This window comes from Eisenbergiella tayi, assembly GCF_001881565.1.
Lineage (GTDB): Bacteria > Bacillota > Clostridia > Lachnospirales > Lachnospiraceae > Eisenbergiella > Eisenbergiella tayi.
In genome coordinates this window covers 245,979-259,489 of the sequence record NZ_MPDJ01000002.1, presented here as the reverse complement: position 1 = coordinate 259,489, position 13,511 = coordinate 245,979, and the positions used below count along the sequence as shown (strand labels likewise).

Annotated in this window: 11 protein-coding genes; 8 read left to right on the top strand and 3 right to left on the bottom strand. The window is 45.5% G+C overall.

Going from position 1 to position 13,511, the window contains the following annotated elements; translation table 11 throughout:
• Positions 1-8: 8 nt before the first annotated feature.
• On the bottom strand, positions 9-356 hold the full coding sequence (locus BLA28_RS09685) for a cupin domain-containing protein (RefSeq protein WP_069156829.1): 348 nt from the start codon (positions 354-356) through the stop codon (positions 9-11).
• Between the two features lie 133 nt (positions 357-489).
• On the opposite strand from BLA28_RS09685, the gene BLA28_RS09680 reads away from it, so the two are divergent.
• From BLA28_RS09680 to BLA28_RS09670, 3 genes are all read left to right on the top strand, one after another.
• The gene (locus BLA28_RS09680) at positions 490-1,392 is read left to right on the top strand and encodes a LysR family transcriptional regulator (RefSeq protein WP_069156830.1); all 903 of its coding nucleotides are present in this window, start codon (positions 490-492) and stop codon (positions 1,390-1,392) included.
• Positions 1,393-1,596: 204 nt separating this feature from the next.
• Complete coding sequence (locus tag BLA28_RS09675) at positions 1,597-1,932, top strand: hypothetical protein (protein ID WP_069157349.1); 336 nt, start codon at positions 1,597-1,599, stop codon at positions 1,930-1,932.
• Between the two features lie 15 nt (positions 1,933-1,947).
• Entirely contained in the window at positions 1,948-3,798 is a 1,851-nt protein-coding gene (locus BLA28_RS09670; protein ID WP_141702902.1) for a tetratricopeptide repeat protein, read from the top strand.
• Positions 3,799-3,882: 84 nt separating this feature from the next.
• Here BLA28_RS09670 and BLA28_RS09665 read toward each other — a convergent pair whose 3' ends face one another.
• On the bottom strand, positions 3,883-4,707 hold the full coding sequence (locus BLA28_RS09665) for a nitroreductase family protein (protein ID WP_069156832.1): 825 nt from the start codon (positions 4,705-4,707) through the stop codon (positions 3,883-3,885).
• Between the two features lie 329 nt (positions 4,708-5,036).
• Here BLA28_RS09665 and BLA28_RS09660 point away from each other — a divergent pair, with 329 nt between their 5' ends.
• On the top strand, positions 5,037-5,927 hold the full coding sequence (locus BLA28_RS09660) for an alpha/beta hydrolase (protein WP_169897227.1): 891 nt from the start codon (positions 5,037-5,039) through the stop codon (positions 5,925-5,927).
• Between the two features lie 45 nt (positions 5,928-5,972).
• Here BLA28_RS09660 and BLA28_RS09655 read toward each other — a convergent pair whose 3' ends face one another.
• Positions 5,973-7,139 carry a helix-turn-helix transcriptional regulator gene (locus tag BLA28_RS09655; RefSeq protein ID WP_069156834.1) on the bottom strand — a complete coding sequence of 389 codons (1,167 nt, stop codon included), beginning with the start codon at positions 7,137-7,139 and terminating at the stop codon, positions 5,973-5,975.
• Between the two features lie 137 nt (positions 7,140-7,276).
• On the opposite strand from BLA28_RS09655, the gene BLA28_RS09650 reads away from it, so the two are divergent.
• The 4 genes from BLA28_RS09650 to BLA28_RS33350 all read left to right on the top strand — a co-directional run bounded on the left by BLA28_RS09650 (position 7,277) and on the right by BLA28_RS33350 (position 13,420).
• Positions 7,277-8,668, top strand: coding sequence for an MFS transporter (locus BLA28_RS09650; protein ID WP_069156835.1), 1,392 nt, complete (start codon positions 7,277-7,279; stop codon positions 8,666-8,668).
• 5 nt (positions 8,669-8,673) lie between these two features.
• A complete protein-coding gene (locus tag BLA28_RS09645; RefSeq protein ID WP_069156836.1) occupies positions 8,674-10,701 on the top strand; it encodes a hypothetical protein in 2,028 nt (675 codons plus the stop codon).
• Between the two features lie 198 nt (positions 10,702-10,899).
• Positions 10,900-12,315 carry a family 43 glycosylhydrolase gene (locus BLA28_RS09640; protein ID WP_069156837.1) on the top strand — a complete coding sequence of 472 codons (1,416 nt, stop codon included), beginning with the start codon at positions 10,900-10,902 and terminating at the stop codon, positions 12,313-12,315.
• A gap of 19 nt (positions 12,316-12,334) precedes the next feature.
• The gene (locus BLA28_RS33350; RefSeq protein ID WP_069156838.1) at positions 12,335-13,420 is read left to right on the top strand and encodes an SGNH/GDSL hydrolase family protein; all 1,086 of its coding nucleotides are present in this window, start codon (positions 12,335-12,337) and stop codon (positions 13,418-13,420) included.
• The last annotated feature ends 91 nt before the right edge of the window (positions 13,421-13,511 follow it).

Sequence of the window (13,511 nt, the reverse complement as noted above, 5' to 3'; positions counted from 1 at the left end):
TATCCTTTCTAATCTTCATACAAATCTCCGCTATTTTCTTTATTGAGGGTTCCTTCCAGTTCAATCATCAAAAACTTTGTCAGCTTTCCCACAACGGGTCTGTGGGAGGTATTGCGCGGAACAATAATAAATTCTCCCTGATTAACCTTTGTAAGACCTTCCTTTGTTTCCAGTTCAAAACTTCCCTCGATTACATAAAACAGTTCATCCGAAAGGTCATGGACATGAAAGTCTAATGTCCGATTTTCAACCTGTACAACGCTTAAGACATGTTCGTTCAGCCGAGCAATTTTTTTATAAACAAACAGCTGCCCGAGTGCGTTTACTTCGCTTACCACATTTACTTTAGTCAACATAAGAATATCTCCCTTGCTAATTTTTATAGCTAATGATAACATAAAATAAAGAATCTGAATAATTGATAGTTTGGATTGTATCAATCGGATTTTGCGATAGATATCGTGCTGAGAGACGGTGAGAGGAAATAAAATGGAACTTAAACACTTAAATACATTTTTAGTATTGAGCAGATTAAAAAATTTTACAAAAACAGCCCAATATTTAGACTATGCCCAATCGAGTGTTTCAGCACAAATTCAAAGATTGGAGGAAGATTTACATGTACGGCTGTTTGAAAGAATCGGGAAATCTGTTTCGTTGACACCGGAGGGGGAGCAGTTGGTTCCTTATGCACAGAGGCTGACTGAAATGTCACTGAATATAGAGAATATGTATGCTGACACAAAAAACGGCGGACGCCTGATGATTGGCGCTTCGGAATCGATAGGAATTTATATACTGCCTGGAATTATTAAGCAATATAAAGAATCTCACCCTGATACGGATTTACATTTGGATATTGCGGATTCTTCGGAATTTTCAGCCTTGCTTGCCAATCATTCCATAGATATCGCTTTTACTATTGATAAGCATATCTCGGATCCGTCAATTGTCACGGTGATGGAGATGGAAGAACCGATATGTATTTTTGCGCCTCCGGGCCATTTCCTTACTCAGAAAGAAAGAGTGGAAATCCGGGATTTTTCCGGAATACCTTTCATTTTTACCGGTCATGGCTGCTGCTACCGGGGGATGTTTGAACGGGAAATGACGGAACATTCCGTTTTTCCGCATATCGTACTTGAGACAAGCAGCATTCAGGTTATTAAGGAAAGTGCGATGAGCGGCCTGGGGTTATGTGTGCTTCCTGAATTTACGGTAAAAGAGGAACTGGAAAGCGGACGGTTGGTTAAAATTCCATACAGTCCGAATTGTGATATTTCCATACAGCTGATTTACCATAAAGATAAATGGCTGTCTAATAATATGAAAGATTTTATTTATATGTCGGAACAATTTTTTGCCCCATTCCCAGGTAAGAAAACGGTGTGATATTCCGGTAACAGAAAATGGTATCAGGTATTGGAAAATCTTTTTCTCTGATCTATACTGGAGGTACCGGCGATTTAAAAGAAGCCGGAAATATAGATGGTCTTGATATGGTTTAATCTCCATTGGCTGTTGACTCTGGCGGCTTAACGGGGAGGAAAGGCTGACAGATTGGCAATGCGCAGAAATGCGGGAATGGGAGGAAAAATGAAAAAGTATTTTGGAAAGGTTTTATTTTGTTTGGCGGCAGTATTTATTATTTTATTTGGGGTTATGACATATAAAGGATATGATAAAATAACAAATTATTATAATTCCGATTACAGCATGCTGAATAAAAATGCTTATGTCGGAGGAGATGCCTATAACTATATTATTAATGGAACATATGCAGCAGCCTACTTTGTATTGGCCGCAGGCTTCCTTATTTCAGGAATTGTATGTATGGCAGCTGGTTTTTTACTTGCTGTAATAGAAGAAAATAATAAGAAAATATGGTTGGAAGGCAGCAGTAAGCAGCAAGAGGAACTCCCGCCGCTGTGATTGGAGGAATATGATATGGGCAGATACCAAAATATTGTATATCTGCGGGAGAAACAGTGGATATCCGGCTCTCCTGTAATGTTCAATAAGGGAGCGTTGTTAAGAGACACATCGACAGGAAAAAATGTATTGCAGCTGCAGTTTGCCAGTGTGGATATAAGAACAATCAGGGCGGTCATAGTAAGAATTGACTGCCTGGATTGGACAAAAAAATGTGTGGATGCATTGGAACATACTTTTAACGATTTGAGCGTAAAACCGGGAGAAGTATTCGGGGACAGAGAACCGATTATCCTGAATGATGAGAATGTAAGAACCTTTGTTTTTACGGTAACGAATGTTATATATGAAAATGAAACATTAAATACAGAGGAATATAGACTTATCGGAATAAAAGGCCCTCAGGATATCAATTCCTTTGGAATATATGCGGAACAGTTTAAAAAAGAATTAATGTTTTCGGGCTTTCAGACGGAAGGCATTGTCAGACCTTATATAAGCGATGGATATTGGTATTGTGCATGCGGTACCATGAATCCTGGCACAGCCGGTGAGTGTATAAAATGTCGGGCTGAAAAGCGTAAGCTGGCAGAGATCAGTTCTGAAAAATATCTGGATGAAAAAATGCGGGAACGGCAGGCACAGCAAAAGTCAGAAAGAAATAAAAAGAATAAAATTGTTGCAGGACTGTCTGGTGCGTTTATTATCTGTTTGGCGGCTGGTGTGCTTGCAGTAAAAATAGTAATCCCCAATATGCATTATGCGGAAGCAGTAAAACAGATGGAATCCGGGCAATATGACGCAGCAATAGAGGGATTTTCCGCCCTGGGAGACTTCAAGGACAGCCCTCAGCAGACGGTTGAAACCATATATCGGAAGGCATTGAGAATAAAGGAAAACGCGGAAAGTACGGAAGAGTATGAAGAAGCGCTGTCATTGATGGACTCCATAAAAGACAGAAAAGCGTGCGAAGATATGATTCAAAAAACAAAATTTGATATGGCTGGGTTTATGCTGGAAAACGCTGAAACCGTACAGGATTACTTGGATGCACAGGATATCTATAACAGCCTGGCGGATGATATGGACTGTGAAGAAAAATTATTGGAATGCAAATATCAAATCGCCTGTCTGTACAGTAAAACAGAGGTTCATGCTGAGTCAGCCAGGGAATTGTTTATGGAGTTAGGGGAGTACAGGAATTCAGAAAAATGTCTTGCTGAGCTTTTAGCGGAACATATTGAATTAACTGATGCTTATAAACAGGCATATGAATATTATGAAAATGGAAGCTGGGATTCGGCACTGGAAATATTGTCAGGAATGGATCCGAATAATGAATCAGTAAAGGAATTGAGCGTTAAGTGCTATGATTTAAAATATAAGGCAGGACTGGAATATTGGTCTTCAAAAAATTATGCAGAAGCTTTTAAAGAGTTTAATTCTATAAAAGATTATAAAGACAGTGCGGAATATCTGGATAAAATAAAGAAGATACAAGAACAGCAGGAAGCTGAGAAAAAAGCTGCGGCAGCAGAAAGTTCTGTCAGTTTAGGGGAGTTAACATCATGGCTGAACGGAAACTGGTCAGGAGATGGAAGCTATTGGAAGAATGTTACCTTTACGAAGATTACGGATGATTCCATGATGCTTGACGGGACTTTCACGAGAGAATCCGGCCGTGTAGGCAGTGCGGCCAAAATATCGAAATCTTCTGTTCAACTTGTATTTAATATAGATGCATTCGGATTTAAGGATATAATCGTGGTTACTAAAACTGGTGAAAACAGTGCGACAGTTAAATTTTGGAGTGTTACAGGCGAAGGGATAAAAGGAAAGGCTGATATAATCCATTTGAGCAGGTAAAGTTATTTTATGGGAACTTTATATACCATAATAATAGGACGGCGTTAATAACCACTGTCCTATTATTATAATTGATTATGCCTGCTACCACTTTTCATAATGAACCATTGCCGTATCCCATCGGGAATTTAATTCCTTTCCCTCATCAGGCCACCCAAAACCAATCACAGAAACGGGTTCCAGTTTATTGGGAAGTGTTAACTGCTCAATCAGAAGTTTCCGCCATTCAGAATTGGATGCCACACCGCACCAAACGCCTCCAAGCCCTAAGCCATGAATACTGAGCAGCATGTTTTGTGTGGCAGCGGCGCAGTCTGCATACAGGAACTCTTTTAATCCCTCCCTGTTTTTATCACCGCAGATGACAATCGCTCCCGCGGAGAATTCCAGCATGGCAGCATTGGGATTATGCCGGGCCAGGTCTGACAGTATATGTCTGTCCCTTATTACAATAAAATGATACGGACGCTTATTTTTAGCGGTTGGGGCACACATACCTGCACAAAGAACCGTATTTACCATATCCTGGCTGACTGGTTTGGAGGAGAATTTTCGTATACTCTGCCGTGTTTTTATCGCAGTAAGCACATCCATGCCACACGTGATATCTGCAGGCTTCTCAGGAACGTCACGGACAGGCTGCAGATTTTCGGCAGACATCGTGATATTCGCAGTCATTGCCTGCCCGTCAAACCCGATGGACTTCTGCATGGCTTTATCCAAAACCATAATAAATTTACCACCTCCCCGGGACAGTAATTTACTTCGGTACGCAATGTTATTGATTGTACCGCTTACATAAATGGTTCCTTTAGGTTTATTGAATACCGTTCTTGCATCGAACGGAACTTCGACGATTGTCAGTCTGCCTGAATCGTCCTTTTTGATCAGAGCATCAAATTGTTCCATTGCAACTCCCTTCCATGTACGTTTTACCGCTGTAATTCACTCCTATATACGATTTCCCTCCGGGGCATACAGATACAGTCCTATTTAACGGCTGATAAAGAGCCTTGTTAATAAAACGTACCATATATTTTATAAATAGTAAATCACATTTTTGATAGTATGCGGCTTTCCGTATTACATCTGTTACTGCCCGCATCTGCTCCGCACTTCGTATCTTCGGCAGCCGTAAAAGGAAGCCGGAAGTGTTGGAAAGAAGTTGCTTATTCTGTCTGTAGGACAGATAATAGAATCAGTATGATGACAGAAAAAGGAAAGGTATGGGCGGAAAAATGGATAAACCGGATTATGTGGATCAGGACTGGACGTCGCTGACTGAAGTGAAAACGGCAAAATGGGCTGATATGATGGAAAAAATAAAGGAAGAAGGATGGGTGATTACAGAGCTTCGTACGGATATGGGCTTTACATCCCGTCTGGCGCTTAAACCGGTTCATGAGGGGAAAAGGAGAGGGATTTTTGTTGTGTGCGCCGGGGGCGCCTTTCTGTTCAAATCTTCAAATGAAGCAAAACCAGTGGCAGAGTATTTTTACAGGGCGGGTATTAATGTGGCCATTCTCGATTACCATGTGGATCCCGCAAAGCAGAAGGATAGTGACAAGCTGGATGTGAGGATCAGCGCCGGTGAGGACGGACTGGCGGCGATCCGGTACCTGCGTCTGCATGCGGATGAGCTGGGGATATGTCCGGATAAGATTGCAATCGGCGGATTTTCGGCCGGCGGCATGCTTTCCGCTTATGCAGCCACACAGTTTTCGTATGGAAATCCGCAGGCAGAGGATGCTGCGGAACGTGTTTCCTCAAGGCCGGATGCCGCCTTAATCCTTTATGGAGCTATGTCTGACAGCGGTATACAGGATTCCGGTATGTTTGCTTTTGACTTTAAGGAGCAGGCAGAGCGGTGTAAGTATGATCCCGTCAGAAATATTCATTCGGACTGTCCGCCTATGTTTGTTTTTCAGACGCACAAGGATGATCCCCGGCATGCATTGCTTTTTTGCTATGAGCTGGCAGGAAGGGGCGTTCCTTATGAACTGCATACTTTTGGCGAAGGGCCTCACGGAGGCGCGCTGTATAACGGAGAGGATGAAACCCCTTTGTTTAAGCATACATCACGCTGGGCGCCTTTGGCGGCGGAATGCCTTGAAGAACAGGGATTCTGAGATTCATTGGAATATGATATCGATAAGGCCGGATACAGAGCGGAATCAGGAAAATGATTCCGCTCTGTATTCCTTTGGTGTCTTGCCGGTAATCTTTTTAAATACACTGCAGAAATAGCTTTGTGATGAAAAACCAAGCATTTCCCCGATCGTTACGATCGAAAAATCTTTATAACTCAGAAGACGTTCCGCTTCTTTAATCTTGCATTCCTGGATAAAAACAGAAATGGTTCTTCCTGTTTCCTTTCGAAAGTGCGTGCACAGATAGGAACAGTTTCCGTGCAGGTTCTCCGCAATGATGGTCGGGGTTATTTTTTCATATAAATGGGCCTGGATGTACTGGTTAATCAGCCGTACGGTTTTGGAAGGGGAGCTGAGCTGCTGTATACGGGCTACGCGCCGGGTATAGTCCCGGAAAAAGTCATAAAATAAATAAGATAATTCCGATTTTGTCCTGACCTGGAGAATTTTATCCAGATAATGGGACGCAATGCCATTGGCAAGATTAAAATCAACACCTGACTGACAGGCGGTCCTGGATGCCATTACATTGGCGCTGAGTACATAGCTGCGCATATATTCGATTGGAATCGTGTTCCAGTTCTCTGAATGTACAAATTCTTCATCCAGCAGCCTTTCCATATCATCCAGCCGGCCATAGCGCAGGTAGGAAATCAGAGTACGTTCTCCCCATGAATCGGCAGGGTCTATGGACTGCCTTAATTCAATGGGTATATCCTCCAAAACAGGATAAGGAATATTCCATGTAAAAGGAAGCCTGGCAATATCGGCTTCTTTTTTTCTGTTGAAGGCATATTGAAGAAAACGCAGATGAGCCAGTAAGGCGGAAAGATCACAGGATATATTCCCGGCAAAATAGGCCCGCAGGGAAGCCGAGTCCTTCGCAGAGCGTCCGAGCCTTCGGAGTATGGTTTCCGCCTGACGGGGAAGGCACTCGGAAGGCAGTACAGGACCGACAAAAAGAATACCATTTTCTTCTTCTATGGTAAATCCTCCAAAATAGAGATACTCTGAGGTATAGCTGTACCATAATTCCGGAAGCGGATCAGACAGGCCGTTGAGCAGAATAAGGGGAAGGTTGAAATCCTGCAGGGATAAAGAAGATTTGCTCACAAGTGCCCTGTCCTGAAAAAAACTGACCGGTATATGTGTCGCCTGATAATATTGATCGAGAAAATAATCCAGATCCATAAAGCCTCCTGAAAACTTTTGTAAATATAATAACATAAAAACAAATATATTGATATAAATAACATAAAAAATAGTCTATGATGCCAATATAAATCATTGTTAACAGGAAGTAACAACTGACAGGAGGTAAGGGAATTATGGGGAAAAGGGAAAAGAATCCTAAGGCAGTGGGAGCGGGGCGTATGCTCGCATGGCAGAGCCGGGCGATATCCCAGGGCTGTGCCCTGATGGCAATCGGTTTTTTGTCCGTATACTGTACGGATACGCTGAAGATGAATCCTGCGCTGGTGGGAACGCTTCTCGTGGTCAGCAAGCTGCTGGACGGGTTTACGGATATTATCGCAGGCTATCTTGTGGATAAAACCAATACGAAATGGGGACGGGGACGGCCGTATGAATTGTGCATTGTGGGTGTCTGGTTTTGCACATGGCTGATGTTTTCCTGTTCTCCCCAATGGAGCACGGTTGTCAAAAGCGCATGGATTCTGTGTATGTATGCTTTGGTAAATAGTATTTTTTACACATTTCTGAATGCGAATAATACGGTGTATATGGTGAGGGCCTTCCGGTATGAGGAGCAGTTTGTGACAATCAATTCCTATGGCAGCATCATAAGCATGCTGGGGACGGTTGCATTTAATATTGCATTTCCTATCTGTATGTCCAGATTTGCAACAAGCGCTTCCGGGTGGAGCATGCTGATAGCCATGTTTGCCATACCGCTGACCATAATCGGGCTGATGCGTTTCTTTTTTGTAAAGGAAACAGTAGATGTGGATGTGGTTGATGAGAATGGAGAGAAAGAAAAAGTCAATTTCCGCGATGTGAAAAAAGTGCTTACCAGGAATCCGTACATCTATATTGTGGCTCTGATTATGTTTGTGTCTAATTTCGTAATGAACATGGGGGTGAATGTTTATTATTTCACCTATGTTGCCAGGGATGTATCAAAGATGGGAATTATCAGCGCGATACAGATGATTGGAATACCGACAGTCATTATTTTCCCGGCTGTTATAAAAAGATTTTCCACTGCAAAGCTGATGTTTGTGGGCTGCTTTGTCAGTGCGCTCGGATATATAATTAACTTCTTTGCAGGAGGGAACATGGTCCTTCTGGGGATTGCCGCGGTCTGCTATGGAGTGGGAAGCGTTCCGATTTCCATGCTGATTAATCTGCTGATTATTGAATGCGCCAGCTTCAATGAATGGAAGGGAATGCAGCGTATGGAAGGGACCCTGGGATGTGTGACCGGTTTTGCAACCAAAATAGGTTCATCTATTGGCGCGGGTGTTCTTGGAGTATTGTTGTCGGTGTCCGGCTATGTGGGAGATATGTCTTTAATCCCGGACAGCGCCATCATGATGATACGTTCTTTATTCAGCATAGTTCCCGCGGTTTTATGGGTAGCGGTAGCCATAAGCCTTCTGCTTTACAAGCTGGATAAACTGATGCCGCAGATAAAAACAGATAATGAAGAACGACGCAAAACAATAGCAGAAAAGGCTGCAGGACAGCAGGAGGGATAATAACAATGCAGGAGAAAAAATTGTATGTTCCGGAGGAGGATCCTTATTTCTCCCGCCCCTATATTGACGTGGAAGAATGGAGAGAGAAGCCGGTCAGACATTATTTTGTGCATGGGGGCTTTCTCGGAACGGAGGAAGGGGGAACACAGGTGAAGTTCTGCCTGTATTTCCCGGAAAAGGAAAAGTATGAAGGACGTTTTTTTCAATATGTTTCGCCTGCGCCGGAGGATGAGCATATGAGCGAGTCTCTGACGGGGGAAGACGACAAAATCAGTTTTGCCCTGTCCCACGGGGCTTACTATGTGGTCACGAATCAGGGTGGCTTTACGCTGACGGGAGGAGAACGGCTCTATAGGTCCAGCGCCAACGGCGCGCAGTTCGGCCGTAAAACGGCTCAGAGAATCTACGGTTATGAGCATCGGCCGTACGGGTATATTTTCGGGGGAAGCGGCGGCAGCTTTAAAACCATGAGCTGTATGGAAATGACGGAAGGTGTGTGGGATGGCGGCGTACCCTATGTGCTGGCGAACCCTATGGCGACTCCGAATGTGTTCTGCCCGAGAGTACGGGTGATGCGTGTATTGGGCAAAAAAGGACTGGAAAAAATAGTGGACGCCATGGAATCAGGCGGAAGCGGGGATATTTACGAAGGATTGACCCCACAGCAGCAGGAAGTGCTGAGGGAAGCCTCGAGAATGGGCTTCCCTGAAAGGGGATGGTTCAGCTGGCCCTTTATGGGAGACGGCGCCCTGATGGTTCTCGCTCCCATGATATATCAGATATATCCCCAGTATTTCACGGATTTCTGGACAAAGCCCGGCTTTGCGGGTTCGGATCCGGACAGTATGGAGGCAAAGGACAGGGTCCGGTTTGTCACTACGGTGAAAGAACTGATTTATAAAGAAAAGAAATCGGCAGAAGAGATATATAACAGTGTGGATAACAGCTGGCTGAATACGTTAATCGGCAACAATGAAACTCCGGTAATCCGGCTGTCGGAGCTTCCTGCTGAAGACGCCTGTCTTTATCACAGCCGCATCCGTGTCATGAGCGGCAGGGCAAAGGGAAAGGAATGTCCGATTGATAAAATTGAGGGAGAGCTTCTTAACGTGAGCAGTGCCTATGACGGCAGTAATGGAACGGATTCCCTGGCAGGTCTGGCGGAAGGGGATCAGATAATGATCGATAACAGCGATTATCTGGCGATGCAGACTCTTCAGCGCCATCAGGTTCCCGATGCGAGCTACCGGGTATATGACCAGTACCGTGATGAGGACGGAAAACCTCTTTATCCCCAGCTGCCTGTGCTGATCGCGCCTTTGATCGCGCAGAATGGAGGCGGGAGTGTGCCAGACGGACGGATCAACGGAAAAGTGATTGCGGTCTGCAGCATTTTGGATGAAAGCGCTCTGGCATGGCACGGAGACTGGTACCGGAACGCGGTGAGAAAGGCAAAGGACGGGGATGAGGAGAACTGGTTCCGTCTGTATTATAATGACCACTGTATTCATGATGACAGGGCTGGTTATCTGGATGACAAACAGCATCAGGTAGATTATCTGGGGATTCTTCATCAGGCCCTGCTGGATTTGGCGGACTGGTGTGAAAAAGGGATCGCTCCGCTGCCCACCACCAGCTACCGTCTGGAAGACGGACAGATAAAGGTGCCGGAAACAGCCGGAGAGCGTGGCGGCCTTCAGCCTGTAGTGGATGCAAGGGCGAATGGGGAAAAAAGCATTATCGTAAAAGCCGGTGAGCCGGTTTCCTTTACCGCCAGAATTGAAGTGCCGCCTATGGCAGGAAGGGTGACGGCGGCAGCATGGGATTACGAAAGGACGGATGATTTCAGCAAATATGAAGATTTGGTAAAAGAAGAGGACGGACGTATCGCATATGTAAAAACGACGCATGTGTTTGAAAAGCCGGGGATCTATTTTCCTGTGCTGAAGGTCCAGAGCAGCAGGGATGGAAAGCTGGACGATATATTCGTACAGTGCCGGAATCTGGACAGGGTACGGGTAGTGGTGAAATAAGGGAAGAATTACAGGAGTTCTCCAGGAAGCAGAAAAAATTGATTTATTATCATTCCGTCACAATATGATAATAAATCAATTTTTTCATAAGGATAAGTCATTGCTTTCCCCAAAGGTATATGAAAAAATAAGAAATAAAAAAGGCCTGTGTCTGTCCGTTTGTCAGCCGGGCTTCGGAAGGGAAGGTACAGCAAAAGTATGAAAAAACAAGCATATAATCCTTATCTTCCGTCCTGGGAATATATCCCTGACGGAGAACCTTATGTATTTAATGACAGAGTCTATATTTACGGCTCCCATGACCGTTTCCGCGGCCATGCATACTGTCTGAATGATTATGTATGCTGGTCCGCTCCGGCGGATGATTTGGGGGATTGGCGTTATGAAGGAGTGATTTACCGGAAAACGCAGGATCCGCTGAATCCGGACGGCTATATGTGTCTGTATGCACCGGACGTGACGGTGGGGCCGGACGGCAGATACTATCTCTATTATGTCCTGGATAAGGTACCTGTGGTATCCGTGGCGGTGTGCGATACGCCGGCAGGCGAATATGAATTCTACGGATATGTCCATTATGCGGACGGCACACGTCTGGGAGAAAAAGAAGGGGATGAACCACAGTTTGATCCGGGCGTGATGACAGAAGGAGAGAATACATATCTGTATACGGGCTTCTGTGCGATTGGCGACAAATCCAGAAGCGGCCCTATGGGAACAGTGCTCGGCCCGGATATGCTCACTATAAAGGAAGGCCCGGTAAATATTGCGCCCAGCCAGCCGTACAGCAAGGGAAGCAGCTTTGAAGGCCATGAATTTTTTGAAGCCTCGTCCATCCGGAAAAAAGGTGACACCTATTATTTTATTTATTCTTCAGTTGCCATGGTTGAGCTGTGCTATGCCACCAGTAAGTCTCCTATGAAGGATTTTGTGTATGGGGGCGTGATTGTCAGCAACAATGACTGTCATATTGATACCTATAAGCCGGCTGAAAAGCCTATGAGCTATGGCGGGAATAATCATGGCAGTATCGTGGAAATCCGGGGAAAATGGTATATTTTCTATCACAGGCATACGGACGGGACTAATTTCAGCAGGCAGGGCTGCATCGAACCGATTTCTTTCCGTGAAGACGGAAGTATTGTTCAGGCGGAAATAACCTCCTGCGGAGCCAACGGAGGTCCTTTGGAAGGTAAAGGGGAGTACCCGGCATATCTTGCCTGCCATCTGTTTACAGGAGACGAAGCGTTTACGACGGGAGCACCGGGAGAATGGATGGACTGCCGTTTCCCCAAGATCACCCAGGACGGCAGGGACGGTGATGAGGAAACCGGATATATCGCCAACATGAGGGACGGAGCCCATGCAGGCTTTAAGTATTTTGCATGCAAGGGAATAAGCCGGGTATCCATAAGAGTGCGCGGTTACTGTAAAGGGGCTTTTGGAGTAAAAACAGCATGGGACGGCCCGGTACTGGGCTGGATTCCTGTGGAATTTTCCAACGAGTGGAAGGAATACGGTGCAGCAATTGCCATTCCGGACGGCGTGCAGGCTCTGTACTTTGTTTATCAGGGAGATGGCGGCGCGAGTCTGGCTTCCTTCTGTCTGGAATGAGAAGAAAGGGACGGACGAAATGACAGATAAAAATATGTTATTGAGACCGGTATGGGAAGGCGGGCAGGTTTTCAGGGAAACCTTTGCCATGGTGGGGGACGGGGAGCCTTGCAGCGCCCCTTTCCTTCTGGAACCGGAAAAAGTGATTGCGATAGAAAGCTATGATAAGTCCTGTACCTTTGATTTAGGAAGAGATTGTTATGTGGAGGACGGGCGGCTGGTTCTCACGCAGGACAGCCGTATGCCCCATACCGGATGGAACAGTTTCTATTATGATTCCTTCGAAGAAGCAAAAGAAGGGCAGAAAAGCAACGCCATGGAACTGGATTTCGGGCCGGTAGCAACGACGGATGGGAAGTTCCTGAACCTGAATGCCATAGGCAATCCGGAAATGATTACCCGCTGGCAGGCGGCAGTTACCTATGAGACAAAAGAAAAGTGGACAGGATACCGCCCGGTTTCCCGGATCGCCCGTCTTCCCCGCCTGTATGGGAAATGGAAACAAAAAGAAAAGGTACGGATTGTCCTGTATGGCGACAGCATTTCCTGCGGCTGTGACTGCAGCGGACTGTATGGCCTGGAGCCGAAGCAGCCTCAGTGGTCTGAGCTTTTGATGGAAAGCCTGCAGGATTTTTACGGCGTGCCCATTGAATTTATAAACACCTCCGTAGGAGGAGTGGATACCGAGTGGGCGATAGAGAATGCATGGAAAAGAGCCGCTTCTTATCAGCCGGATCTGGTTCTGCTGGGCTTCGGCATGAACGACAGATGTGCGGGGGAAGAATACCGGAAAAAGACAAAGCGTCTGATGGAGCGTATCCGTGAGAAGGCGCCGGAAACGGAATTTGTCCTGATTGCCACCAGCCTGCCGAATCCTCTGTCGGAAACAGAACCCCATTATTTCTGTGCCCATCAGCATGAGTATGCCAGAAGCCTGCGGCTTTTGTGCGGACAGGGCGTGGTACTTGCGGATGTACAGGGTGTGCAGCGGGAAGTGATGAAAAGAAAAAGATATATCGATCTGACGGGAAACCTCCTGAACCATCCGAATGATTATCTGGCCAGGATTCAGGCCCAGGTGCTGGATACGGTCTTAAAGCCCTGATAACAGGTGTGGTTCCGGCAGAAATGCTGCGGTTCCCGAAAAATGAAATAATGATATTGAAAAAGAGATGATTTGCGGTCGTTATGACGCC